The sequence below is a fragment of the Rhodococcus sp. 24CO genome, assembly GCF_050586165.1.
Lineage (GTDB): Bacteria > Actinomycetota > Actinomycetes > Mycobacteriales > Mycobacteriaceae > Rhodococcus_F.
Genome location: NZ_JAZFNF010000004.1, coordinates 347,111 through 372,518 on the forward strand (window position 1 = coordinate 347,111; position 25,408 = coordinate 372,518).

Annotated in this window: 25 protein-coding genes; 15 read left to right on the forward strand and 10 right to left on the reverse strand. The window is 62.0% G+C overall.

From position 1 onward, the window contains the following. Window positions 1–49 precede the first annotated feature (49 nt). On the reverse strand, window positions 50–568 hold the full coding sequence (locus tag V2B23_RS11780) for a hypothetical protein (protein WP_430950499.1): 519 nt from the start codon (window positions 566–568) through the stop codon (window positions 50–52). Window positions 569–704: 136 nt separating this feature from the next. Here V2B23_RS11780 and V2B23_RS11785 point away from each other — a divergent pair, with 136 nt between their 5' ends. Then, the gene (locus V2B23_RS11785) at window positions 705–2,111 is read left to right on the forward strand and encodes an ATP-binding protein (RefSeq protein WP_430950500.1); all 1,407 of its coding nucleotides are present in this window, start codon (window positions 705–707) and stop codon (window positions 2,109–2,111) included. Here the strand turns inward: V2B23_RS11785 and V2B23_RS11790 are convergent. After that, entirely contained in the window at window positions 2,108–2,788 is a 681-nt protein-coding gene (locus V2B23_RS11790) for a response regulator transcription factor (RefSeq protein WP_430950501.1), read from the reverse strand. The two genes, V2B23_RS11785 and V2B23_RS11790, sit on opposite strands and share 4 nt — an antisense overlap. A 104-nt stretch (window positions 2,789–2,892) precedes the next feature. On the opposite strand from V2B23_RS11790, the gene V2B23_RS11795 reads away from it, so the two are divergent. Next, window positions 2,893–3,636: a metal-dependent transcriptional regulator gene (locus tag V2B23_RS11795; RefSeq protein ID WP_430950502.1), complete on the forward strand. Its 744-nt coding sequence runs from the start codon at window positions 2,893–2,895 to the stop codon at window positions 3,634–3,636. Between the two features lie 15 nt (window positions 3,637–3,651). Here V2B23_RS11795 and V2B23_RS11800 read toward each other — a convergent pair whose 3' ends face one another. Together V2B23_RS11800 and V2B23_RS11805 are read right to left on the reverse strand one after the other, a co-directional pair. Next, a complete protein-coding gene (locus V2B23_RS11800) occupies window positions 3,652–3,819 on the reverse strand; it encodes a hypothetical protein (RefSeq protein ID WP_430950503.1) in 168 nt (55 codons plus the stop codon). Between the two features lie 323 nt (window positions 3,820–4,142). Continuing rightward, window positions 4,143–4,820, reverse strand: coding sequence for a TerD family protein (locus tag V2B23_RS11805; protein WP_430950504.1), 678 nt, complete (start codon window positions 4,818–4,820; stop codon window positions 4,143–4,145). A gap of 381 nt (window positions 4,821–5,201) precedes the next feature. Between V2B23_RS11805 and V2B23_RS11810 the strand changes: the two genes are divergently transcribed. The 7 genes from V2B23_RS11810 to V2B23_RS11840 all read left to right on the forward strand — a co-directional run bounded on the left by V2B23_RS11810 (window position 5,202) and on the right by V2B23_RS11840 (window position 14,659). After that, window positions 5,202–7,505, forward strand: a complete 2,304-nt coding sequence (locus V2B23_RS11810; protein ID WP_430950505.1) for a putative bifunctional diguanylate cyclase/phosphodiesterase — start codon at window positions 5,202–5,204, stop codon at window positions 7,503–7,505. Next, on the forward strand, window positions 7,502–9,865 hold the full coding sequence (locus V2B23_RS11815; protein ID WP_430950506.1) for a putative bifunctional diguanylate cyclase/phosphodiesterase: 2,364 nt from the start codon (window positions 7,502–7,504) through the stop codon (window positions 9,863–9,865). Before V2B23_RS11810 ends, V2B23_RS11815 begins: the two co-directional genes overlap by 4 nt. Window positions 9,866–9,956: 91 nt before the next feature. Beyond that, window positions 9,957–10,787 (forward strand): SDR family NAD(P)-dependent oxidoreductase, encoded by an 831-nt coding sequence (locus V2B23_RS11820; RefSeq protein WP_430950702.1) that lies wholly within the window; start codon window positions 9,957–9,959, stop codon window positions 10,785–10,787. A gap of 3 nt (window positions 10,788–10,790) precedes the next feature. Then, window positions 10,791–11,696 (forward strand): TIGR03619 family F420-dependent LLM class oxidoreductase, encoded by a 906-nt coding sequence (locus tag V2B23_RS11825; protein WP_430950507.1) that lies wholly within the window; start codon window positions 10,791–10,793, stop codon window positions 11,694–11,696. Between the two features lie 52 nt (window positions 11,697–11,748). Then, the gene (locus V2B23_RS11830; protein WP_430950508.1) at window positions 11,749–12,435 is read left to right on the forward strand and encodes a nitroreductase; all 687 of its coding nucleotides are present in this window, start codon (window positions 11,749–11,751) and stop codon (window positions 12,433–12,435) included. 57 nt (window positions 12,436–12,492) lie between these two features. After that, on the forward strand, window positions 12,493–13,626 hold the full coding sequence (locus V2B23_RS11835) for a class I SAM-dependent methyltransferase (protein ID WP_430950509.1): 1,134 nt from the start codon (window positions 12,493–12,495) through the stop codon (window positions 13,624–13,626). A 175-nt stretch (window positions 13,627–13,801) separates the two neighbouring features. Beyond that, window positions 13,802–14,659: a Bax inhibitor-1/YccA family protein gene (locus tag V2B23_RS11840; protein WP_172937472.1), complete on the forward strand. Its 858-nt coding sequence runs from the start codon at window positions 13,802–13,804 to the stop codon at window positions 14,657–14,659. A gap of 64 nt (window positions 14,660–14,723) precedes the next feature. On the opposite strand, the gene V2B23_RS11845 is transcribed toward V2B23_RS11840, so the two are convergent. Further along, window positions 14,724–14,951 carry a PLD nuclease N-terminal domain-containing protein gene (locus tag V2B23_RS11845; protein WP_430950510.1) on the reverse strand — a complete coding sequence of 76 codons (228 nt, stop codon included), beginning with the start codon at window positions 14,949–14,951 and terminating at the stop codon, window positions 14,724–14,726. Between the two features lie 169 nt (window positions 14,952–15,120). On the opposite strand from V2B23_RS11845, the gene V2B23_RS11850 reads away from it, so the two are divergent. Next, window positions 15,121–15,963: an SDR family oxidoreductase gene (locus V2B23_RS11850; protein ID WP_430950511.1), complete on the forward strand. Its 843-nt coding sequence runs from the start codon at window positions 15,121–15,123 to the stop codon at window positions 15,961–15,963. An 89-nt stretch (window positions 15,964–16,052) separates the two neighbouring features. Then, window positions 16,053–16,796 (forward strand): enoyl-CoA hydratase/isomerase family protein, encoded by a 744-nt coding sequence (locus V2B23_RS11855; protein ID WP_430950512.1) that lies wholly within the window; start codon window positions 16,053–16,055, stop codon window positions 16,794–16,796. A 51-nt stretch (window positions 16,797–16,847) separates the two neighbouring features. Here V2B23_RS11855 and V2B23_RS11860 read toward each other — a convergent pair whose 3' ends face one another. After that, entirely contained in the window at window positions 16,848–18,065 is a 1,218-nt protein-coding gene (locus V2B23_RS11860) for an acetyl-CoA C-acetyltransferase (protein ID WP_033234533.1), read from the reverse strand. A 123-nt stretch (window positions 18,066–18,188) separates the two neighbouring features. Further along, the gene (locus V2B23_RS11865; RefSeq protein ID WP_430950513.1) at window positions 18,189–19,157 is read right to left on the reverse strand and encodes an SGNH/GDSL hydrolase family protein; all 969 of its coding nucleotides are present in this window, start codon (window positions 19,155–19,157) and stop codon (window positions 18,189–18,191) included. A gap of 71 nt (window positions 19,158–19,228) precedes the next feature. Here V2B23_RS11865 and V2B23_RS11870 point away from each other — a divergent pair, with 71 nt between their 5' ends. The 3 genes from V2B23_RS11870 to V2B23_RS11880 are packed head-to-tail and all read left to right on the forward strand — an operon-like array spanning window position 19,229 to window position 22,426. Then, window positions 19,229–20,614, forward strand: a complete 1,386-nt coding sequence (locus V2B23_RS11870; protein WP_430950514.1) for a cystathionine beta-synthase — start codon at window positions 19,229–19,231, stop codon at window positions 20,612–20,614. Between the two features lie 40 nt (window positions 20,615–20,654). Continuing rightward, on the forward strand, window positions 20,655–21,209 hold the full coding sequence (locus V2B23_RS11875) for a hypothetical protein (protein ID WP_430950515.1): 555 nt from the start codon (window positions 20,655–20,657) through the stop codon (window positions 21,207–21,209). A 44-nt stretch (window positions 21,210–21,253) separates the two neighbouring features. Further along, window positions 21,254–22,426 carry a cystathionine gamma-synthase gene (locus tag V2B23_RS11880; protein ID WP_172937400.1) on the forward strand — a complete coding sequence of 391 codons (1,173 nt, stop codon included), beginning with the start codon at window positions 21,254–21,256 and terminating at the stop codon, window positions 22,424–22,426. Between the two features lie 53 nt (window positions 22,427–22,479). Here the strand turns inward: V2B23_RS11880 and V2B23_RS11885 are convergent, their stop codons facing one another. Then, a complete protein-coding gene (locus tag V2B23_RS11885) occupies window positions 22,480–23,277 on the reverse strand; it encodes an FAD:protein FMN transferase (RefSeq protein ID WP_430950516.1) in 798 nt (265 codons plus the stop codon). Further along, window positions 23,274–23,522, reverse strand: a complete 249-nt coding sequence (locus V2B23_RS11890; protein WP_430950517.1) for a hypothetical protein — start codon at window positions 23,520–23,522, stop codon at window positions 23,274–23,276. Before V2B23_RS11890 ends, V2B23_RS11885 begins: the two co-directional genes overlap by 4 nt. A gap of 195 nt (window positions 23,523–23,717) precedes the next feature. Here V2B23_RS11890 and V2B23_RS11895 point away from each other — a divergent pair, with 195 nt between their 5' ends. After that, window positions 23,718–24,785 carry an NlpC/P60 family protein gene (locus V2B23_RS11895; RefSeq protein ID WP_430950518.1) on the forward strand — a complete coding sequence of 356 codons (1,068 nt, stop codon included), beginning with the start codon at window positions 23,718–23,720 and terminating at the stop codon, window positions 24,783–24,785. Between the two features lie 62 nt (window positions 24,786–24,847). On the opposite strand, the gene greA is transcribed toward V2B23_RS11895, so the two are convergent. After that, window positions 24,848–25,342, reverse strand: coding sequence for a transcription elongation factor GreA (gene greA, locus V2B23_RS11900; RefSeq protein ID WP_033234619.1), 495 nt, complete (start codon window positions 25,340–25,342; stop codon window positions 24,848–24,850). Between the last annotated feature and the right edge of the window lie 66 nt (window positions 25,343–25,408).

A 25,408-nucleotide genomic window follows, 5' to 3' on the forward strand; every position in this document is an offset into this window, starting at 1 on the left:
ATTCGGATTCGACTGTGTGGTGTTCGCGCCGCGTATGCGATCAGATGCTCTAGCTGCCGAACTGGCTCAAAACGCCGTCGAGCAGGCCTTTGATGAGTGCGGACGGGTCAAGCGAACCGGTAGCCGGAGGAGTGGTGCTGGTGACCGTGACGCGGACCGATGCGATCGGATCCTGGTAGTCGGTGTCGCCGTCTTCCTTGCACTTGGTGCGGACCTGGTACTCGCCGTCGGGGAAGACGGCGGAGGTGCCGACGCCGGAGGCGTTGGTCAGTACCTGACCGGCGACCATGGTGTCACCCACGACGAGGTAGCTCGAGCCGACCTTGGTGGTCGAATCGAGGATGGTGGCGTCGGCGCGGTAAACGGTGCCCTCACACTTGACGAAACCCTTGGTGGTGTTGAGGCCGGTGATCGAGGTGGTGATGGTGCCTGCGCCGGCGTTGGCGTGCACGGATGCGCCGCCGGTAATCGCTGCGGAGCCGATTGCCGGGTTGACGACGAGGGCGAGTGCCGACAGGCCGGCAATGGTGCCGGCGACGGCCAGGCGGTGCCCGGTACGAGTAGCCATGAATGGTGTCCCTTCGGTGTGTGTGGTGACGACAGCACTTCGGCACGTCGCACAGAATGCATCCTGGACCAGCAATACTTAGGGGACGCTGAGTTGCGCTACGGATCGACTGCATGGCGCGTCTACTGTCTTACTCGTGCACTCATCACTCACTGCCTGGACCGGCCGAATTCGGCGGCGGCTCAGGCCGGTGCGTACCCGTCTGACGGTGCTGGCGACGTTGTTGGTAGCGCTTACGTTGGCTGTTGCGGCAGGGGCAGTTCTCTACGCCCTGTACCAGTCGTCGCGCCAGTCAGCGGACGTGGCGACGACAGCCCGCGCGAGGCAGATCGCGGCGGTCGTCGAATCGAAGGGGATTGCCGGCCTCGACGAGTCGTTGCTGACCGACAGTCGCTACGTCGACCTCATTCAGGTGGTGGACGACGCGGGGCACGTGGTGTTCAGTGGGGAGCGTTATCCGGCTGGTCCACTCGGCTCGGGGCTGGCGCCTGGCGAGGAACGACGGGAAAGTGGTTTGCGGACAACCCCGGACGGTCCCGGGTATCGAGGGGCACTTGTCGGTGCACGCGCCCCGAGTGGTGAAGCGATCACCGTGGAGGTCGGGGCGGCCGAGAGTCGACTCGACTCGCTCTTTCGCTTTGTTGCAGTGCTGGCCGCCGTGGTGATCCCGATCATCGTGATCGGGACGGCCGCCTCGACCCATTACTTTGTCGCCCGGACCCTGAAACCGGTTGACGACATTCGTAGACAGGTTGACGACATTACCGGTGGAGACCTCGATCAGCGGGTGCCTGTACCGGATACCGGCGACGAGATCGCCACTCTGGCAACCACAATGAATGCAATGCTCGACCGTATCGGAACTTCCCGTGCCGAACAGATGCGCTTCGTGAACGACGCGTCGCACGAGCTCAACAGTCCGCTGACCACATTGGTGGGTCTGCTCGATCTGTCCCGGACTACGCAGCAGCCCATCGACCCGGAGACCGTGGCGACGGTCATGATGCCCGAGGCTCTTCGGTTGCAGGGGATGGTCTCGGATCTGTTGTTCCTGGCCCGCGCCGACGAGCATGGCGTCCCACTGCGGCTGGGTGATGTCGACATCGACGAGGTGGTCAGCGCCGAGGTCGCACGCCTGGAAGCGCTTGGCCGCCAAACGATTACCGCGAAAATTTGCGCGGTGCGGGTACAAGGTGACGGCGAGAAACTGGCTCGCGCCTTGCGTAACATCGTGGACAACGCATCCCGTCACACCGATGACCGCCTGGACTTCGACATAACCGTCGACGCCGATCGGCGCCAGGTGAGTGTGACCGTGTCAGACAACGGGCCCGGGATTGCCGATGCCGATAAATCGCGTGTGCTGCAACGCTTTGTCCGTCTCGACACTGTCCGTGAACGTAGCAGCGGGGGTTCAGGTCTCGGTCTGGCGATCGTCGACGAAATCATACGGGCCCACCACGGAAACGTCACTGTTGCAGATGCTCCCGGCGGCGGCGCCGCCGTCGGATTCACGCTCCCGGTGCCACCGTGGAGCGACTAGCCTCCACCGTCGGCTGCCAACCGGTAGCCGACCCCGCGAATCGTTTCGATCGACTTGCACCCGAACGGGGTGTCGATCCGTCGGCGCAGGTAGCTGACGTACACCTCCACGACGTTCTCGTCGCCTCGATAGTTGATGTCCCACACGGACTGGAGGATTTCGGTTTTGGTCACGACTTCGCCCTTGTGGCGCATCAAGAACTCGAGCATTCCGAATTCTCTTGGAGCCAAGGACAACTCGGTATTTCCTCGTTTGGCGACGTGAGAGGTCGGATCGACGCTCAGCGAACCCGCAGTCAGCACCACCGGCCGCTTCGGTGCGCCGCGGCGCACCAGTGCCCGCAATCGCGCTATCAGCACGACAAAGGAGAAAGGCTTTGTCAGATAGTCGTCGGCGCCGAAATCGAAGGCATCGGCCTGGTCGTACTCTCCGTCCTTGGCAGTCAGCATCAAAACTGGTGTCCACACACCGTCGCGGCGCAGTTGGCGCACCACTTCGTACCCGTTGAGGGCAGGCATCATGATGTCGAGAACCGCGACGTCGAAATGCTCTGTGGTCGCCTTCTCCAGCCCCGCGCGGCCGTCATGTTCCACGTCTACGACCCAGCCTTCGGCCACCAGCATTCGGCGCACAGTTTCCGCGACATTACGGTCGTCGTCCACCACAAGAATTCGCACGGCTCTACTATCCCTGCTCCGGTTCGGCGCCACCAAAGTGCGGTATCGGAACCATTACTGCGTTCGAGCAAGCACCACTTCGGTTTGGAAAGGCATCTGGCCGCGTGAAGGAAATCGTCAACACCACTGAGATGTATCTGCGCACCATCTACGACCTCAACGAGGATTGTGTCCCGGTGCGGCAATCTCGCTTGATCGAACGAATGCACCAGGCCGCTGCGACGGTATTTCACACCGTGGCACGAATGAAACGAGCCGGTCTGGTCTCGATTGCCGACGATAACCTCATCGAACTAACCGATCCGGGAAGCATCCGTGCCATCGAGGTGACTCGCAAACATCGATTGGCCGAGCGACTGCTCACCGACGTCATCAACATGCCGACGACACTCGTGCATGGGGAAGCCTGCCGCCTGCAACATGTCATGAGCGAGGAGGCTGAGCGGCGCATCGTCGACCTCCTCGGTGGTCCGACCACTTCACCGTGGGGAAACCCCATTCCGGGGCTCGAGCACTTCGGAATCACAGTTGAATCAATGGGTGCAGCAACAAAACTGGCTGACATTCCGGAATCGACTCTGCCGGTGACCGGCGTCGTCAGGTGCATTTCCGAACATGCGCAGTCCGACCCCGAACTCATTACGTTTCTGGTCAACGCCGGCGTCATTCCCGGTGCCCGCGTGACGATCAGACCGAGTGGAAAGTCCTACGCCATCAGAGGGCTGGACGAGATCGAGCTCCCGAAGAAGCTGGCCCACATCATCGATGTCGACTGCACGTCCACTTCTTCAAGACATCTGCGTTCAACTGATGGGTCAAAATTATTGCGGTACTTGACTATTCATTGACGGCAGGGATGAAGATCATTTCGGGGAATGGAACCCGTGGATGAATCCGCAGGCGATCCAGAAGGTTGCGGCAGCGGCGACGGTGACCCCGATCGACGCGGCGAGGTGAGAACTCGAGATCCACACCATGATCCCGAGGACGACGGCAACGATGACGATCAGCGCTGTGTCGGTTCGCTTCACCCACATTCGGATCACCAGTTCTATCTCTAAAGAAGCTCGCGGAGAACTTCCTCCCTGGTACCCGTGCCGGAGAGCCGCGAAACCACGTGTGAAATGGCGAAATTGCGGCGCATCGCATGGCGAGAGAGCTAGGTGATGCCCCGATCTCGAGCGAATCGGGGCACCACCGCCGACCAGGCTAAGCACATAGCACGGCCGACCCACTATCGGTGTCGAGTTGACCCCTCATGTCTGACCCCACAGAAATCGAGCCTAGCTAATTACACGGTCAAATATGGACAAATTGCGCAATGACGGCAGCCCTTGATTGGTCTCGTCGCTGCTTATTTGCGGCCCGCAGACCACTGCATGCCCCAACTGTAGGCGCGGTCGAGGTCGGACTGACTGCCGTTGATGTACTGCACTTCCCGAGTAACACTCACGCCTTGCCCGGAACTCTGGATGAAGGCGATTGCGCAGATGCGAGCCTGATTGCTGGCAGAGTCCAGTCGAACTTCCACTTGGGGTCCAGCGGTCGGCTCCAGGGTGACGACGCCGTCGACGGCAGCCCAGTTGGGTGCGCCGTCGTAGATCATCGCGAAGATCAGTATCCGTCGGAAGACGCTCGGGTCGGCGAGATTGATGTGCATGTTCTCGCCGCCGGTGTTCGAACCACTGCGATCGTCGCCGTCCAACAGAATGAACGGCGCGGTGTTCAATGCTCCGAAGCTGTTGCCCAGCGCTTGGACAACCCCTTTGGAACCGTCTGCGAGTTCGTAGAGACAGCCGAGGTCGAGATCGACGGCACCAGATCCTGAGCCGGCGAGTTTGGCCAGGAAACCCGTTTTCTTCGGCGCGGCACCTTGTGACCAGTTGAGATTCACGCGCATGTTTCCCTGGCGTTCGCCGGCCTTGGCGAGATTGACCGTCGGTGCGGCTTTGGTCAGTGTGATCTTGCTCAGATTGACCGAGCCTGTGGAGGGCGTGGATTCCGAGGGGCGCCGGGTGTAGTCGATTGCCATCGTTGTTGTCCTTCTCTGAACCCGAAGAGTTCGATCGTGGAACCTGGTGCGCGATCAGTTGCGAATTTTGTTCGTTGTGATGGTCGATCAGATCCCATTGTTCCTGATGTCCGATTTTGGTGACGGCGTGGACATAAACCGAGCCTCCTCGACCAGTGCGGAACCTTGCCGGTGTCCGGTCGATGTCACGGTCGATTCACATGATGTTGCCATGACGGCGCTCGCAGTTTGCTGACTTCGGGGCAATCGTGTGGTTTCCTACCGTAGTGCCACTTGGACGTCTGTATCGACGGGCGAATTCTTGTTACGGCATAATTGCCCGATTGGTGCAAAGCTGCATGCAGGTCGGTCCGCACAGAGTCCGACGGGCGAGGGGGCTCGATGGTTTTCGAACCACGTTCGGCACTGCTCGGTGAGCAGCGCGCCCTGACAGCTGCGCAGCGGCGTGACCTCAGGAACCGGCAGATAACAGTCAGCTACGCGATGCTGCCTTGGGCAGCCGCGGTGCACCTCCTGGCTGTGCTCGGTTTGTCGATATACGTCATTCCCGAGGACGGCGGCCTTTGGCTCAGGGTCTGGCCGATTGCCGCAGGAATAGTCGGCTTTGTCGGTGCGTATGTGGGGTTTGCCGTCAAACGAGGGGCGATCCTGCAGTCCGATCGACTCGCCTATTCCTTCCTGGCATTCGAGTTTGCCGCAGCAGGAGTTCTTTACTCAGCGCTTGCGATCGTCCTGTACCCGATTCTCGACGACGCCGGCGACCTGGTGATGACGGGCACGATGGCGGCGATCATCGGTGCGGGCACGTTGGCCACGGCGGTGCTGCGTTCTCTGGGGGTCGTCTGGATTATGTCGAGCACGGTAGTTCTCGGCATTGCGTTCTGGCAGCAACCGGGTCCGGAGTTCGGACGGCTTCTGATCAGTCTCGTGGTCTACGGGAGCGCGCTGATCGCCGGCACGGTCGTGGTGTCGGGGCATATCGAAGCGCGCTACAAAGCGGAACTCAGCGCCGCAGCAGAGCGCACTGTTGCGCAAATGCTGCTCGACGATTTCGAAGGCAATGCCGCCGATTTTGTGTGGGAGACCGACAGCAAAGGTCGGTTCTTGCGGATTCCCAGCCGGCTCGCGTTCGATGCCGGGGTCGATCCGGCCGCGGTGCGAGGCGTGTCGTGGCAGCAACTATTTGCCGAGCTGGGGTCATACGACCTAGCCGGTGGGCCTGGCGCGCTGTTGGAACTCGAGAAGGCTCGTAGCACAAAGGATGCGTTTGTCGATGTCATGCTTCCGGTACGGGTACGCGACGCCACGCGATGGTGGAAATTGTCCGGGCGGCCGACCCCCGGACTGGCACCCGGCGATTTTGTTTGGCGCGGCGTCGGTTCGGATGTCACCGATGTGAAGATTCAGAGCGACGAAATCGTTCGCATGGGATTGATCGACGCTCTGACCGGAATGCCGAACCGGCACAATTTCTGGTTGGAACTCGAACGTAGCGTGCGTAATTCGAAACAGGGGAGACCTCGGATCGCGCTGGCGATGCTGGACCTGGACAACTTCAAATCGGTGAATGACACGCTGGGACATTCGATAGGCGACGAAGTGTTGAAAGAGGTGGGAGCACGACTGGTGGAAGTGGGCGGTGCATCACACCTCTGTGCGCGCCTCGGCGGTGACGAGTTCGCAATCTTGTTCCGAAAGGTTGACGATCACGACACCGTACATACGGATCTGCTGAGTTACGTGGATATTCTCCGCGAACCGGTTTTGGTATCGGGGAACCGGTTGGATATCGGATGCAGCATAGGTTTCCACGTTCCGACTGATCCGGGACAAACCGCTGATGGCCTTCTGATAGCGGCGGACCTTGCGCTTTACGCAGCCAAGGACTCGGGTCGAGGAACAATCCTCCAGTATCAGCATTCGATGCAACTCATTGCGACCCGACGCGCACACCTCTTGGAAGACATCGGAAATGGCATATCTCCCGACGATGTCGAGCTCCGCTTTCTGCCACAGATCGATGTGGCTTCGCGTGCGATCGTCGGGGTAGAGGTCAAGGCGACGTGGAATAACCCGAGACTGGGAATGGTCCCGGCAACCGAATTCATGGTTGTCGTCGACGACGCAGGATTGTCGTCGAAGGTCGGCTCGATGCTATTCGAGAAGGCATGCAGCGCTGCATCGAGGATGCCGGACGATATCAGGTTGGCGATCAGCGTGTCCGGGCGCGAACTCGAATCGGATGGGCTCGTCGACCATGTTGCGGACGCACTCGACAGATGGGGCGTTCTCGCTCGTCGAATCGAGTTGCAGCTCACCGAATCATCGGCGATCTCGGAGCGAGCGAAGGCAGGAATGCGTGGAGTGACCGGGCTTGGTGTTTCGTTGACCGTCGACGAATTCGGAACCGGATTCTCTTCTCTTGCATCATTGTCCGATCTCCCCTTCACACGCGTCCGCGTCGATAGGTCATTCTCGGGAACCGTTCCGGGGCAACGGCCGATTCTTGCCGCCGTTGTGACCTTGGTCGAGTCCTTGGGCATGGAGGCGGTGATGCTGGGCGTCGACAGCGAGGAACAACTCGCTGCCGCAGCCGACATGAAAGTGCGGACGGTGCAGGGGCGTGTCGCTGGTGACGCGATGGCGCTCGAGCATTTGATGCAGATCGTGTCGGTGCATCGATGAGTGAGAGCCGAAGGTTGAGGCAGCGGGCGTTCAACACTGTGTTTCATCTTATCGACCCGTCGTGGACGGGCGACCCCGCGTCGTACTACGAAGATCGAAGACTCCTCATCCGCCGATTGCACTACTCTGCGCGCGTCGCACCCATGGCATTCCTCGTCGCGGCATTTTCACTGAGCTTGGTCGTCGCATTTATGCCTGTCGAAACCGATTGGTTCCGGTGGATTTGGATGGCTTTGGTACTCGGATCCAATATCTCGCTCGCCGTGTTCTGGTTTACACGACTCAAGAAACGTGAAGCCGAGCGAGAGATCACGGATCTTGTTGTCGTGGCGATTCAGGTTGTCACATGGGCGTTACTGCTGGCGTGGGCCGCTGTAGTTCTCTTTCCGCTTCTCGATGCGGCCGAAGAATTGACGTTGGCGGCAATCATGTTGGGAGGCGTGGTTGTCGGGGTCATTCCGGTAGTGATGTTCCGGGGTTTGGCGACGGTGTGGATCGTGATTGTCGGCGGTGGTCTCGTGTGGGGATTCTGGACGGAACCAGGTTCAGAGCGTTGGGTACTACTAGCGTTGCTCGGTGTCTATCTCGTCTCGCTTCAGCGCGGAACATTGGTCTTGGCCAACGTTTTCGAGCGTCGCTTGCGCGCAGAACTCAATGCGGAGGATCAGCGCGACCTTGTCGAACTGCTACTCAACGATCTCGAAGACGGTGCGCAGGACTGGCTGTGGGAAACCGACGACGCAGGTGTCGCCGTGGCTGTGTCCCATCGTTTTGCGGAGAGTCTGGGATTGCCGGCCACCGAGATCCGTGGACGGGCCATGAGCGAAATTCTGAAGGGAGTCGGGGCCGACAGAACAGCGACCGGACGCATTGCGCTCGACACACTCGTCGAGCGTCTCGACAACGGTGACGCATTCCGTGACATCGAACTGGAGGTGTGGATCGGTGGTCGACCTCGACGGTGGTCGATGTCCGGGCATCGTAGGAGCGACAGCCTTTCCGATGGCGGTTGGCGCGGCGTCGGTTCCGATATCACGCGCGCTCATCAGCAGCGGGAGTACATTCGCGAGCTTGCCGAGGTGGATTCGCTCACCGGACTTCAGAATCGCTACACATTCACCGCGCAGTTGTCGAAGATGATCGCCGACGGAAATGAGGTCTGGCTGGCCATGCTCGATCTCGACAATTTCAAGTCGATCAACGACCGCTGGGGGCACCGCGTCGGCGATGACGTGCTGGTTGATGTTGCGGCACGGTTGAACGCCGTGCTGCGCCCGACGGAAACTTGTGCCCGCCTCGGCGGCGACGAATTTGCTGTTGCTTTCAGCGGGGTCGAGGACGGGCAGGTAGTCAAGGATCGGTTCCAGTCGATAGTTGATGCGATCGATGTTCCGTTCGATCTCGCCGGCAACTCGATTCGGGTTCGGGGAAGCCTGGGATACGGTTCACTTCCGAATGATGCCGCGACCCTGGACGATTTGGTGGTTGTCGCGGACCTCGCGCTCTATCACGCGAAGGTGAGTGGCCGGAATCAAATCAGACGGTTCGACTTGACTCTGCGTGAGCGCGCTACCGGTAGAGCCAGAGCGCTCCTGGATCTTCGAATGGCCGTGCAGAACGGCGAGTTCGAACTTGCCTACCAACCGCAGGTTTCGGCTGCCACCGGCGCGGTTGTGGGGTTCGAGGCGCTGTTGAGGTGGAACCACCCGGTGTCCGGTGTGGTTTCACCGGCTGATTTCATCTCGGTCGCGGAGGAAACCGGCCTGATCGTTCCCATCGGGGCTGGGGTATTGCGCACCGCGTCCGCGCTGGCGACGACGTGGCCGGATCACGTGCGCATTGCGGTGAATGTCTCTCAGGTGCAGTTGCGTTCGGTGGGGTATGTCGAATCCGTTCGCGAAGTTCTCCGCGAAACAGGCTTGGCTGCGGAGCGGCTCGAGATCGAGGTGACCGAGTCTCTGATTATCGACGACTCGGATCGAGAAGTACTCGTACGTATCGCGGAGCTGGGTGTTGCCATAGCCATGGACGATTTCGGTACCGGGTACTCATCGGTTGCGAGTCTGTCCATGCTGCCGGTGGACAGGTTGAAGATCGACCGCGCTTTTGTGAGTCAGTTGGATGCGGACCCGACGGAGTCGAGAACAGCGGTATTTCGCGCCATTGTCGACATTGCCGAGTCGATGGGCTTGGAAACCGTTGCCGAGGGCGTCGAAACCGATCGTCAAAGAGCCGTAGTGACCGAGTGCGGGTGCCGCGTCGTCCAGGGCTATCTGGAAGGCCGTCCGATGCCGGCGGCGGACGTCGACGCGTTCATCGAGTCTCGCCGAAATTACAGATTGCCTTCTGCCGCTGAGTGAGAACACAGACGCGGTTTGTTACTTCTTTGTGTGATGGTGCACTCCGTAGCGGCCTCATCTCGAGTTGCCGAGCGAGAACAGTGACGGAGTGATGTTTGTGGTGAGCAATTCGGCGTTTGTTCCGGGGCCGATGTTGACGGGTAAGAAGGCGGTGGTGACGGGTGGTGCGCACGCGATCGGCGCCGCAATCGCCCGGGCGTATGCGAGCCATGGCGCGCACGTGCTTGTAGTCGACGTCGACACCGAGCCTGTCGCGGACATCGAATTCGATTCCCCAGCAGGTGGTTCGGTTGTCAGTTTGTGCTACGACGTCCGCGAAGCCGAAATACCGCAGGAGCTGATCGACTTCGCACCTGACATTCTGGTAAACAACGTCGGCCACTTTCTGGCACCGCCACAAACCTTTTCGGCCACGACGCCGACGTTCTGGTCGGACATGGGCAATATCAACTTCGATCAGGTTCTGCGCCTGACACATGCCTTGCTTCCCGGCATGATCGAACGCGGCGCAGGCGGATCGATCCTGAATCTGACCACGGTGGAAGCGCATCGGGCAATCCCGGGGCACACCGTGTACTCGGCGTACAAGGCCGCGCTGACGCAGTTCACCAGAAGCCTCGGCGTCGAGATCGGTAGAACAGGCGTGCGCGTCAACGCAATTGCGCCCGATCTCATCGAGTCCGTGCAGGTGCCGTACCGGTCGATCGTCGCCGCCGATGACTGGGCCAAGTGGCCGCAGTGGGCACCGTTGGGTGGCCCGGGTCAACCCGTGGATATCGCCGGGCCGGCACTGTTTCTTGCATCGGACCTGGCGCGGTACATCACCGGCACCGTCATCCACGTCGACGGTGGCTCCCACGCCGCGGGCGGTTGGTTCCCCGCAGAAGAGGGTGGTTGGACCAATCGCCCCCGAAAGGCTTGACCCATGACAACTTTGAGTCTCAATGTTCCGAACTTCGGCACGACGCTGGCCGCGGATTCCTACGGGAAACTGGTTGAGGTCTGTCAAAGCGCGGAAGCAGCCGGGTTCGATCGAGTCCTGGTCACCGATCACGTCGTGATGGGTTCGGACAACTCCGCATACACATGGTCGGCGTTTCCCACCGAGCCGGACGCGAACTGGCTCGAACCCTTGAGTGTGCTGGCTTTTGTTGCCGGACAGACCACAACGATTCGACTGGGCACCGGCATCGTGATCGCGGCGTTGCGTGGGGGAGCGGTGCTGGCCAAGACCGCCGCGACCATCGACCTTCTCTCGCGTGGCCGCTTGGATCTCGGAGTCGGAACCGGTTGGCAGGAACGTGAATACGATGCTGCGGGAATGGACTTCGGCAAGCGCGGACCGCTTCTCGACGACGCATTGGCGGTCTGCCGGGCACTGTGGGCTTCGGCACCGGCACACATTGACACACCCCGCCTGAAGTTCGACGACGTGTACTGCGCGCCTCGGCCGGACGCTGCAATCCCTATCTGGGTGTCCGGCTCGTTGTCCAAGGCCGTCGTGCGACGTGTCGCAACCTGGGGTGACGGGTGGATTCCGATCATGGGCGCCACCAACGACGACCTGCGAGAGGGTGGGGCCGTCATCCGTAAAGCGATGGCTGATCTCGGCCGAGACGGGTCAACCCTGGACATCCGTGGACGTCTGACGATCGCCAGGGCGTCGGACGGATCGATCGATCTACGTGCGACGATGCTCGGGGCCGAAGAACTTGTCGACGCCGGCGCGACCGATGTATTGGTGGCTCTCGGAGCTCTCGATCCGAACCCTGACGAGGCAATGACTGTCTTCGGGGAGCTGGCGTCGGCCTTCAAAACCGCAACCGGTTAGGGTCTAACGAACGCTAGAAAGACACGCTGGTCAAGACCGAGGAGACGCATACATGACCGAGAACACCGCCACCCTGTCGAGCCTCGAATCGCTCCTCGACTCCCGAATCAGTTGCCGGGCCTATGAGGATCGTCAGGTTCCTCGTGATGTCATCAACGAGATCCTGCGGCTCGCGCAGAAGACACCGTCGTGGTGCAACACCCAACCGTGGCAGGTGGCAATCACCGAAGGCGAGGGCACCGAAAAGTTCCGGGCCGGTATAGGCGCTTATGTCATGGCCAATCCGCAGGAATCCGATTTCGAGTTCCCGCGCGAGTATCAAGGTGTCTACAAGTCGCGCCGGTTCGATTGCGCGATGGCACTGTACTCGAGCGTCGGAATCGAACACGGTGACCGCGCCGGGTCCGGAGCTCAGACCATGAAGAACTTCGAGCTCTTCGGCGCTCCGCACGTCGCCATCATCACCACGGACGAGGCTTTGGGGACCTACGGGGCCGTCGACTGTGGGCTTTACGTCAACAGCTTTCTCCTCGCTGCTCAAAGCCTTGGCGTCGCGACGATCCCGCAGGCGGCGCTTGCCGGTTGCTCCAAGTTCATCCACGAGCACTTCGGCATCGACGACACCCGCAAGGTCGTGTGCGCGATCTCCTTCGGATACGCGGACACGGAACACCCCGTGAACGGGTTCCGCACCTCCCGCGAGGACGTCGACAACGTCGTGCAGTGGATGTCGAACTGATCACCTGCTCGGAGCGGGATTGAGTGTTGGGCAGGCGGACCTGAGAGACTGGTCCGCATGTCCGACACCCCCGAAATGTTCGATCGACTCCGCCGCTTTCCCGACATCGAGGCACCCAATCTGTTTGCTGTCGACGCGGCTGATCGGCTGATTCTCGACGAGGCCGCCGACGCACTCGCGGCGGCGCCGTCGGGATCGGTGGTTGTTGTCGGCGATCACTACGGCGCGTTGACCGCTGGAGCGGTTCTCGAGCACGGCCGGTCCGAGGTTCGGGTTTACCAGGACCCGCTCACCGGCGAACTGGCGTTGGCGAACAATGCCCGCGAACTCGGCTTCACCGAGCGCTACACATCACACGGACTCGGCGAAGAGTTGCTGCGCGGCGCTCGCGTTGTCCTCATGCAGTTGCCGCGCAGCCTCGCCGAGCTTGGAGAGATCAGCCAGTTGATCGCGCTCCATGCCGATCCGGAGGTACGCGTCTTTGCGGGCGGGCGCGACAAGCACATCACCCCGGCCATGAACAAGGTTCTCGCAGAGTCCTTTTCGTCGGTCAGTGCGTCGCGCGGCCGGCAGAAGTCCCGTGTTCTGCGGGCCGCTGAGCCGAAGCCCGACGTCGCGGTCACGTTCCCGATGACCGAGTGGCTCGACGAATTCGGTCTCGACGTGGTTGCGCACGGAGCGGTGTTTGCCGGTGCGAGCCTCGACATCGGAACCCGGTTGTTGCTCGAAAATCTGGGCAAGATCAACATCACGCCCCGCGACGTCGTCGACCTGGGCTGTGGCAGTGGCATTCTGGCGACGGCTATCGCGCTGAAGTTCTCCGACGCTCAGGTAGTTGCCACGGACCAGTCGTCGGCAGCCGTGGCGTCGGCGATGGCTACGGCGTCGGCCAACGGTGTCGGAGATCGAGTTCGCGGCCTACGGGACGACGCCATGAGCACTCTGCCCGACGCCAGTGTCGACCTGGTCCTCCTGAATCCGCCGTTCCACGTCGGTGCCGCCGTTCATACCGGTGGTGCACTCAAGCTGTTCGAGGCAGCAGGTCGGGTACTGCGTCCGGGCGGGCAACTGTGGACCGTGCACAACGCCCACCTGGGCTACCGGGAACCGTTGAAAGCTGCAGTCGGTGAGAGTCAAGCGATGGCCAAGAACGCGAAGTTCATCGTCATGCGATCGATCAAAGCGTCCTAGTATCGGAAACTGTTGACCCGCCGGAAACCTGCCGGGAACTACGGCGAACGCTCCGACGTTGTAAATTACGAGTGCTTTACTTTTTGTAAGTACACGGACCGGTCGGAAACTCGGATCCGTTCGGCGAACCCGCGACGCACCCGTCGCAGGTCACCACGATGAAGGGATGATCACGGTGCGCACCACCAGCAACCCGGTGTTCCGCAATCTGCCCAAGCAAGAGGGCAACGGATACGCCTCGTTCGGATCTGCGACGGCGGGCGCCTCGCAGGTCACCCAGCAGTTCGGCCAGCCGCAGTACGCTCCGGCCGAGCCGTACCAGACCGGCCCCACCTCGCGGGCTATGACAATCGACGATGTTGTCACCAAGACGGGCATGACGCTCGGTGTGCTTGCGTTGACCGCGCTGGTCTCGTACTTCCTCGTGAACAACGACCCGAGTCTCGCATCGCCGTTTGTGATCGTCGGCGGTCTGGTCGGACTTGTCCTGGTTCTCGTTGCGACTTTCGGGCGCAAGATGGACAACCCGGCCATCGTGCTGGCTTATGCCGCGTTCGAGGGCCTCTTCCTGGGTGCTCTGTCATTCATGTTTACCGCCCCGATCGAAGCGGCTGGCGGTGTGTCGGCCTCGGTGCTGATCTCACAGGCAGTTCTCGGCACGTTCGGCGTGTTCTTCGGCATGCTTGTGGTCTACAAGACCGGCGCCATTCGTGTGACGCCGCGACTGACCCGCATGATCATCGGTGCCTTGATCGGCGTCGTGGTTTTGGCTCTGGGTAACCTCGTTGCCAGCTTCTTTATCGACGGCGGACTCGGCCTGCGTGACGGTGGACCGATCGCCATTATCTTCAGCTTGGTCTGCATCGGTCTCGCAGCCTTCAGCTTCCTGCTCGACTTCGATGCCGCTGATCAGCTGATCCGCGCACAGGCTCCGGAGAAGGCAGCCTGGGGCGTCGCCCTCGGCCTCACCGTCACCTTGGTCTGGCTGTACGTCGAGATCCTGCGCCTGCTGAGCTACTTCAGTCGCGACTGACAACTCCTGAAAACGAATGGCCTCTGCGATGCAGGGGCCATTTGTTTTGTCATAGCGTCTCTTGTCATAGCGCGTTCTGCCGACGCCTGCTCGCGAAGAACCACGCCGCAGGCCCGACGATCGGCAGGATGACGGCAAAGGCAGACCATCCGATTTTTGCGATTGGGTCGGCATCGGATCTCACGATCGAAACCAGCGCAGCCGCCGTGAGAACGATCCACAGGATCATGAACACGGACCAGGCGATGTCGTAGCCGATGGGCACCATCGGTTGAGAAACCTCGTTGTCCATGTCGAATCCTCCATTCCGGCTCCCGTCCCCGTAGACGAGTCGAGGGAGGCACTGGCATTAACCGTATAGACAGGGTCTCCCTCGTTCGGTGAAACTGAGTTTGGCTGAGTGTCATCCCGGCGATCCGGATCGGCATGTGCGCCGATTCCACTGCAGAAGGAAGACAGTCATGGCTGAAAAGAAGGTTTGGTTCATTACCGGCGCTGGCCGAGGAATGGGTGTCGACATCGCCCAAGCCGCGCTCACCGCCGGACATTCGGTCGTCGCGACGGGACGAAACGCGGACCGGGTCGAGAAGGCTATCGGTGCACATGAGGAGCTACTCGCCGTTGCTCTCGATATCACCTCAGCCGAAGCGGCGCAGGCGGCAGCTGCGACTGCGGTCGAACGCTTCGGCCGCATCGACGTGTTGGTCAACAACGCCGGAAACTTCTACGCCGGTTACTTCGAGAACATCAGTCCCGAACAGTTCCGGGCGCAGATGGAAACCAATTTTTTCGGCCCACTCAACGTGACGCATGCTGTCCTCCCCGTCATGCGGAAGCAGCGCAGAGGTCAGGTCATCACCATTACGTCCACTGCCGGTCTGATCGGTCAGGAGTTCTGCGCCGCCTACGCCGCATCGAAGTTCGCTCTGGAAGGGTGGATGGAGTCTCTGCACTTCGATCTCGAGCCGTACGGCATCAGCACGATGGCAGTGGAGCCCGGATTCTTCCGCACGGAACTGTTGGTCGAAGGCTCGTCGACCATCTGGCCGGAGCTCGAGATCGAGGACTACGCGGAACGTACCGCGCAGACGATCGAGGCGTGGAAGAGCATGAACGGACAACAGGGCGGCGACCCGAAGAAGCTCGCCCGAGCTCTCGTCACACTTTCCGATTCGGAGAAATTACCGCGGCGGTTCGTCGCCGGCGCGGACGCGATAAGCGGTGTCGAGCAGAACCTCGTTGTCATTTCGGGCCAGCTCGATGCGAACCGCGACTTGTCGGAATCTCTGTCCTACGACTCCTGACACCTTCTTTTGTCGGTGTTGCCGGGTTACGGTGCTTGGGATACCTAGCAGTTGCTTGGTTCCTATAGATGAAGGACGTGCGTATATCCATGTCGACAGCGGTACTCGTCTCGGACAACGGATCCGTACGGACAGTGACGTTCAACAAACCGGAGCGACTCAACGCTTTTGATGCGGCCGGCTTCCGGGCTCTGACCAAAGCGCTCGACGACGCGGCCGCAGATTCAAGTGTCGCGGTAGTGGTGATCGAGGGTGCGGGCAAGGCCTTTTCGAGCGGAGTGGACCTGCGCGCGCTCTCCGAACCCGGGGCGGACACCGCTGATTTCGGACACGCATTTGCGCCTTTGATTGTGGCGCTGGTGGAGTTTCCGAAGCCGCTCGTCGCTGCCGTGCACGGTGCCGCTGTCGGTATCGGTCTGACGATGCTGCTCTTTTGCGACGTCGTCTACGTTGCCGACGACGCCCGGTTGCGTGCCCCGTTCACATCACTCGGAACGGCGCCCGAGGCCGCGAGCAGTTGGATGCTACCTAAAGTGGTTGGCACACAACGCGCGTCCGAACTTCTGTTGACGGCCAGATGGCTGAGCGGAGTAGAAGCAGCCGAGATCGGCATTGCGGTCGCGGCGGTTCCAGCCGATCAGCTACATGTTCGAGCAATGGAGGCTGCCTCGCAGATCGCCGGAAATGTCGGGCCCGCAGTCCTGGCCGCGAAAAGGCTACTGCGCCAAGGGTGGTCGGAGGAAGCCCGAGCGGCGGTCCAGCGCGAGGATGATGCCGCGCGCGAGCTGATCCGCGAGTTGGGAAGTTTTGCTCAGAAATTCACGACTACATGAAAACGGCCGCCCGGCAGAAGCCGGGCGGCCGTTTTCGACGTGCTCAGGAGATCAGCTGAGGCGTTCGATCACCATTGCCATGCCCTGTCCGCCGCCGACACACATGGTCTCGACGCCGAAGGTCTTGTCCTGCTCGCGCAGGTTGTTGATCAGGGTGTTGGTGATGCGTGCACCGGTCATGCCGAAGGGATGGCCGAGTGCCAGTGCGCCGCCGGAGATGTTGAGCTTGTCCTCGTCGATGCCGAGTTCACGAGCAGATCCGATGACCTGGACCGCAAATGCCTCGTTGATCTCGAACAGGTCGATGTCGGAGATCGACTTTCCGGCGAACTTCAGGGCGTTCTTGACGGCCTGGATCGGGCCGAGGCCCATGATCTCGGGGGACAGACCCGAGACGCCGGTGGAGACGATGCGGGCGAGGGGCGTCAGGCCCAATGCCTTGGCCTTGGTGTCGGACATGATCACCAGAGCGGCAGCGCCGTCGTTGAGCGGGCAGGCATTGCCGGCGGTGACGGTGCCGTCGGGACGGAAGACGGGCTTGAGGCCGCTGATGCCTTCGTAGGTGGTGCCGGCGCGCGGGCCGTCATCCTTGGAGACGACGGTGCCGTCGGCGAGGGTGACCGGGGTGATCTCACGCTCGAAGAAGCCACGGTTGATGGCTTCCTCGGCGCGGTTCTGGCTGCGGACAGCGAAGCGGTCCTGGTCTTCGCGGCTGATGCCGGTAGCTGAGGCAACGTTCTCTGCCGTCTGGCCCATGCCCAGGTAGACGTCGGGGAGCAGTCCCTCTTCGCGAGGATCGGTCCAGGCGACTCCACCTTCGGCGAGCTTGGCGCTACGCGCCTGCGCTGCGTCGAAGAGCGGGTTCTTGGTGTTCGGGAGGCCGTCTGCGTTGCCCGTGACGAAGCTGGAGACGGACTCGACGCCGGCGGAGATGAAGACGTCGCCCTCGCCTGCGCGGATGGCGTGCAGTGCCATGCGGGTGGTCTGCAGCGACGAGGAGCAGTAACGGTTGACCGTCACGCCGGGGAGGAAGTCGTAGCCCAGCTGAACTGCGACGACGCGGGCGATGTTGAAGCCCGACTGTCCGGCAGGCTGACCGCAACCCATGATGAGGTCGTCGATCTCGGTGGGATCGAGCTCGGGGATCTTCGCCAGCGCGGCTGCAACCATCTGGGTGGCGAGGTCATCGGGGCGGATGTCCTTGAGCGAACCCTTCATTGCGCGGCCGATGGGCGACCGTACTGCTGAGACGATTACTGCCTCGGGCATGAAAACTCCTTTTGTGTACTGCGTGGTCGGCGCAGACGACTGCGCGACGAGCAGGGCAAGATGGATGCAGCTTCGACTGCCAATTTACGTTGCCGGCCCGAAAACAGCGGCACGGCGTCTCACTCAGTCGTTTCCAAGCTCCTGTACTGCGGGTTTCGGGCGGCCGACCCACCCAACGCGGTGCAGCGCAGTGGATACGCGGGCAGTCATCGTCTGTGCCTGTGCGGCGTCCGAGACCTGTGGGAGATCGGGGAGTGGACCGCCGGTCCATTCGCCCAGCGCCGCAGCGAGCACCGGCACTATCTGGCGGGCCGCGAGCTCGTAGCCGGCCGCCGACGGGTGGAACCGATCAGCCGAGAACATGGTGTCCGGGGAAGCGAGGAATTCTTTTGCGAGCAGATCGGCCAGCGGAACAGGATGCCCACCCGCAGCTCTTGTCGCCGACGCCTGCGCTGCCGCCAGACGATGTCCCCACTCGCGTACGACGGTCCGCAGCGGTTGTGGGATCGCGGTGACAACCCCGAGATCGGGACACGTGCCCACCACGACGACGCCGCCGCTCTCACGCAAGCGTCGCACCGCGTCACCGAGACGTCTGGCCGATGCTCGAATCGCGTTCTTGGCAGTCACGTCGTTTGCGCCGATCAGGATCACCGCCGCGTCCGGTGCCGCCCCGGCAATGAACATGGCGTCGACCTGCCCACTCAACCCGCGCGATGTTGCGCCGCCGATAGCCTTGGTGCTCAGACGGATTCGCTTCCCGGTTTCCTCCGAGAGGAGTTTTGCGATCCGCACACCTGGTACCTCGTCCGCCGTCACGGCGCCCACCCCGGCAGCTGACGAATCGCCGAAAATCATCAGATGGAGGTCGAACGGAACACCGCGCCACCACCGCTCCGGTGCGTCGGCGCCCGGCGAATACACCCCGTCGGCTTCGGGTGGTTTGGAGACGTTGCGTCCGATCACGCCGCGTGCGGCACCGGCCTGCGACATCAGGTAGTGGTATGCCAGCCACGTCGCCGTGCCGGCGCTCGACCCGGCCACCAGTGTGGCCACCGACGCCTTCACTCCGGTCCGACTCACAGTGGTCAATCTAGCCGGATCGACGCACCTTCGCCCGACGTCTACGCGCAGCGATTCGTCGGATCTGGGAACATGGAGCGATGCGCATCGCGGAACACGTCGTAGACCTCATCGGCAACACCCCACTCGTCAAACTTACGTCCGTCACGGGCGAGAACTACGGCACTGTGGCAGCCAAGGTCGAGTACCTCAACCCGGGCGGTAGCTCCAAGGACCGTATCGCCGTCAAGATGATCGACGCGGCGGAGGCCTCCGGAGAATTGAAGCCGGGCGGCACCATCGTCGAACCGACCTCAGGCAACACCGGAATCGGTTTGGCGCTCGTCGCTCAGAAACGCGGATACAAGTGCGTGTTCGTCTGCCCCGACAAGGTCAGCGAAGACAAGCGAAACGTTCTGCGTGCTTACGGAGCCGAGGTAGTCGTCTGCCCCACGGCCGTCGCACCCGAGCACCCCAACAGCTACTACAGCGTCTCCGATCGACTCACCCGTGAGATCCCGGGTGCCTGGAAGCCCAACCAGTACTCCAACCCGGGCGGACCGGCAAGCCACTACGAGACCACCGGCCCCGAGATCTGGGCAGACACCGACGGCAAGATCACCCATTTCGTCGCAGGCGTCGGCACCGGTGGAACCATCACCGGCACCGGTCGCTACCTCAAGGAGGTGTCGGGCGGCAAGGTCAAGGTTGTCGGCGTCGACCCCGAAGGTTCCGTCTACTCCGGCGGCACGGGTCGCCCGTACCTGGTCGAAGGTGTCGGCGAGGATTTCTGGCCCACGGCTTACGATCCGTCCATCCCGGACGAGATCATCGCCGTGTCGGATGCTGACTCCTTCGAGATGACGCGTCGTCTCGCCCGTGAAGAAGGCCTGCTGGTTGGTGGATCGTGCGGCATGGCTGTCGTCGCGGCACTCGAGGTCGCCAAGCGCGAAGGCCCCGACGCGCTTGTTGTCGTACTCCTTCCCGACGGTGGCCGCGGCTACCTTTCCAAGATCTTCAACGATCAGTGGATGGCGTCGTACGGCTTCCTGCGGACTCCGCTCGACGGTAAGACAAACGTCCCCACCGTGGGCGACGTGCTGCGCGGAAAGTCGGGAGAACTGCCCGACCTCGTGCACACGCACCCGTCGGAAACCTTGCGCGACGCCATCGAGATCCTCCGTGAATACGGTGTGTCTCAGATGCCGGTTGTCGGTGCCGAACCGCCCGTCATGGCGGGCGAGGTGGCCGGCAGTGTCACCGAACGCGACCTGCTCAGCGCGGTCTTCGAAGGCCGTGCGCAACTTGCCGATTCGGTCGAAAAGCACATGAGTGCGCCGTTCCCGCTCATCGGATCGGGCGAGCCGGTCTCGGCCGCGACCAAGGCACTCGGCGACACTGACGCCCTCATGGTCGTCGACGACGGTAAGCCCGTCGGTGTCATCACCCGCCACGACCTTTTGGGATTCCTCAGCGCCGGATCGTGAGACATCCGAGTTTGTCCCCCGGACGGTAAGGTCAGCGCCCATGGGGGACAAACTCGTCGGATGTATCGGTGTTCTTGCTGCGGTGCTGGTGACAACGTCGTGTAGTTCGACGGTTGTCGGCACTCCGCAAGCGGCATCGGGGGCAAAGGTAGCTGCGTCGACCACCGCCCCGTCGGGGACGTCGACTACCGCCAAGACGGCGCCGACGACGGTCAAGCCGACGCTATCGCTCGCTCCGGCCTTCTCCGGCACGGTGGAGTGTTCGACCCTCATTCCCGCGGTCCGTGACATCGTCGAAACCTACGGTTCCCCTAACGACATGCCGAACGGGTGTATCTGGATGGACGGCGGCAGGTCCCTGGCCATCACGTCCTTGACGTTGGACCACTCGGAGAGCACGCGCAACACGATGGCAAAAAGCGGATTCGACTTGAAGGACCCGCGACTGACGGAGTTGGAGGCGGTTGTCAAAGGTGGTCAGACGATCACTGTTCTCTCTCCCACCCATATGACGGTGGTGTTGTACAGCTCGGAGCTCACCGAGACCGCCGCGCTGGATGCGGCAATCAGAGTCGTGGAGTTGGTCGAGAACTGACACAGCCGCCCTACATCGGCGGGGTGGCTACTAGTCTGGTGGGCATGAGCGAGCAACGCAGCAAGGCCGACAACATCAGCTGGCAGGGTTTCTCCACGAAAGCGGTACACGCGGGCTACGAGCCCGATCCGCTGACCGGTGCCGTCAACGTTCCGATCTACGCGAGTTCCACCTTCGCGCAAGACGGTGTGGGTGGGATGCGCAGTGGATTCGAGTACGCGCGCACGGGCAATCCCACTCGTCGACCGCTCGAAGCAAACCTTGCAGCACTCGAATCAGGTAGTTACGGACGGGCTTTCAGCTCGGGCATGGCTGCCACGGACTGCCTCCTCCGATCCGTTCTGCGTCCGGGTGACCACCTCGTCATTCCCGACGACGCCTACGGCGGAACCTTCCGGCTCATCGACAAGGTCTTCACGCAGTGGGGCATCGAGTACACCCCGGCTCCGGTGTCGGACGTCGACGCGGTGCGCGCAGCGATGCGTCCCAACACCAAGCTGGTGTGGGTGGAGACACCCACGAACCCGCTGCTCAACATCGGTGACATCGAACTCCTGGCCGAGGTTGCGCACGAGGGCAATGCAAAGATCGTGGTGGACAACACCTTTGCGTCGCCCTACTTGCAGCAGCCCCTGCAGTTGGGTGCCGACATCGCTCTGCACTCCACCACCAAGTACATCGGTGGACACTCCGATGTGGTCGGTGGCGCACTGGTCTGCGACGACGAAGAACTCGACCATGCTTTCGGGTTCCTGCAGAACGGTTCCGGCGGCGTCCCCGGTCCGTTCGACGCCTTCCTCACGCTGCGCGGCATCAAGACACTGGCATTGCGGATGGAGCGTCACAGCGACAACGCCGAAAAGGTTGTCGAACTGCTCGACGGGCACCCCGCCGTCGCGAGCGTCATCTACCCGGGTCTCGCCTCGCATCCGTCGCATAAAGTTGCGGCCAAGCAGATGCGCCGATTCGGCGGCATGATCTCCGTGCGGCTCAAGGGTGGCAAAGCTGCCGCTCTCGACTTGTGCTCACGTACCGAAATCTTCACGCTCGCAGAATCTCTCGGCGGCGTCGAATCGCTCATCGAGTTCCCGGGCGCCATGACCCACGCGTCGACGGCCGGGTCGGCGCTCGAGGTTCCCGACGACCTGGTTCGTCTGTCGGTTGGTATCGAAGATGCCTCCGACCTGGTCGGCGATATCGAGCAGGCGCTGGCGTAACTCTGTGCTGTGCGCCTTTGTCAACCGCGGGCGGTTGATAGAGGCGCACAGTGTCAGTCGTCCGGCCACCCCGCCAGTGTGGTGACCCGGAACTCCTGGTCGACCAGGCGGGCGGGGCGATCCAGCTTGTGCAGCCAATCGATGGCGGAGCCGCTCATTCCCACGGCGACCCGGCTCAGTGCTGCTGCCTCCGCGCAGGATTCGGCGATCACCGATACCGTGCGCCACATGGAAGTTGCCGTCGATTCCCGGGCAAGTGGCTTGACGGTGCTGGCCGTCGCGATGCCGCACCCGGAGGGAACGGCCACCTGGCACGTGGGGTCACCCGGGAGATCTTGAACTTGAATCTGCCAGCCACCTTCCGGTGACGGTCCGGCCACGGCGATGTCGCCGCCCAAGGCAACCAGAACGCCGCAGCCGAGAAGTTCGGCAGTGGTCGCGGCGCAATGATCTGCGGAACTGGCGCGCGCAGTGGCTGACAGATCGAGGACAACGTCAGCCGGGCTGAACACCCGGTTGCTCTCGACGCGGATCTTCCACCAGGAGTGTGGATCTCGCGATCCTGCTGTGGGGGTGAGTTTGCCGTCCGTGAGGCGCGCGATCGCGAGGGCGTCTGTGAGGAAATGCGCAAACATCGGTGTTATGGGGGCGCCGTCGGCCTCGAGAGCGGGACCGGATCCGAATGTGCGGATCTCGGAGTCTGCGCGATCGTGATTGGTGGCCGCGTCGGCAGCGCTCAGATAGCCCCGCACGAGGCTGGCGGCCGACGCGAGGGCACCGGGATCGGTGACGACTACGCGGGCCTGCACGCCCCAGGTGAGCCATTCGGTTGCGGCGCGTGGTGCGTTCACGAACCGTTGGAGACGGCGTCCGGAACTCCGAACCCGCTGACTACGACCAGCCGTGATGCGGTCGCATGCTTCGAGGTGGTGTCGGTGGAGAAGGCCGATGTCGTGGAATTGTCGGTGGGGTTGGAAACGAGGGATAAGCCACCACTTGCGATGGCGCCCGCTACAGCCGTCGCAGCAAGCGCGAGGTGAACGGGTCGGTATGCCGAGGTGCGAGCCCGAATGGGCCGTGTCCGATCGTCGCTCATGTCCACAGACTGCCCGCCGAACCTGAGAAAAGCCTTGGGGTATGTGGTCATTTGGGTAACGTCTGACGTGATAAATGAGACATTGGTTACAGGTTGGTGTGCCACCGGGGATATCGAATGCATGTTCGAAATCGTAAACGGTGCCACCGACAGGTTCGGCCGGCTCGTGGATCGATCAGTTACCGGAGGTTTTTGATGGCAGTGAGTGTCCTGGCGATCACTGTGTCGATCGGTACTGCACTGGGGGTGATAGGAGCAACACTGGGGACGCCGGCCGAGGCCGTCGCAGCTCCCGCCGCGGAGATCTCACTCGCGTCCTGGGGCGGACCGGCGCGAACACAGGAGAATCCGGAAGGGCTTGTGCCCTCGGTGCCGTCTGATTTTCCGGGTGCTGCTCTGGCGCCGGTTGGTGCGGTCGCGGTATTTGCTCCGTGGGTCAAGAAAGCGGGTGCAATCTGCTCGGAGATCACGCCGGCGGTGGTGGCGTCGCTGTATTCGACGCGCAGCGGTTTTCAATACGGCCCCGGCGCAGAAGTGTCGGAAGCCGGCGGACGCGGACCTGGCCGATTCACCACAGCAGCGTGGACGGCCTACGGCAAGGACGGTGACGGCGACGGCAAGATGGACATCTTCGGTGTCGCAGACCCCGTGATGACGACCGGCTACCGGCTGTGCGAATTGGTCAAGCAGGCCCAGTCGTGGCAGCAATCAGGGGAGGTCCAGGGCGATACCGTCGAACTGGCACTGGCCGCCTACGACGTCGGACCAGAGGCAGTGCGGGCAGCGCACGGGGTTCCGCAAGATCAAGCCGCGGCACCCTTCGTCGCGCAGGTCACGTCCTTGCAGGATTCCTTTGCCCTGATGCTTGCGCCGTTCAACTACAACAATCTTGCCGCCGCGGTTGGTGGTGTAGTCCAAGCCGGACTGAAATTTCTGGGACTGCCGTACGTGTGGGGCGGAGGCAACATCAACGGTCCCTCGATGGGCGGTTTCGACTGCTCGGGACTGACGTCGTACGCCATCCATGCCGCTACCGGAATCACGTTGCCCCGCACGTCGGAAACCCAATGGGGTGTTGGCGTCGAGATTCCCCTCGATCAAGCGCAACCGGGTGATCTGCTGTTCGGAAACTGGCAGGCAGGCGGCCCGGGGCACGTCGCGATCTACGTCGGAAACGGGCAGATGCTGCACGCGCCGACCTTCGGCGACGTAGTGAAAGTCGGTCCGATCTTTGCGGGTATGAAGGCTCGACGAGTGATCTAGGCAAGAAAAAACGTCGCCCGGACGAGGATGTCCGGGCGACGTTCGTTTCGTTGTGTAACTGATCAGCTGTGGTACGGCTCCGCGCTGACCAGGGTGACCTTCATGGTGCCGCCGTTAGGCAGGTTGTACTCGCGAGTCTCGCCTTCCTTGGCCTCGAGAAGCGCGCTACCCAGCGGAGAGTTGGGGGAGTACACCTCGAGCTTGGCGTCACGCGCGCCCTCTTCGCGGGTCGCGATCAGGAAGGTCTCGGTGTCGCTCTCGTCGCCGTCGTAGTACACCTTCACTACCGAACCCGGGAGTGCAACACCGGACTGAGTGGGTGCTTCGCCGACCTTTGCGCTGTTGAGCAGATCCTGAAGCTGGCGGATGCGAGCTTCCTGCTGGCCCTGATCCTCACGGGCAGCGTGGTAGCCGCCGTTCTCCTTCAGATCGCCCTCTTCTCGACGCTCGTTGATCTCGGCGGCGATGATGGGGCGGTACGCGATGAGCTGGTCGAGTTCCTTCTTGAGCCTGTCATGTGATTCCTGCGTAAGCCAGGTCACCTGGGTCTCGGTCATCTCGATCACTCCCTAGTAGTCGGAGCCGGGGGCTCCCTCGACAGATCACTGCGACAGCAATGAACT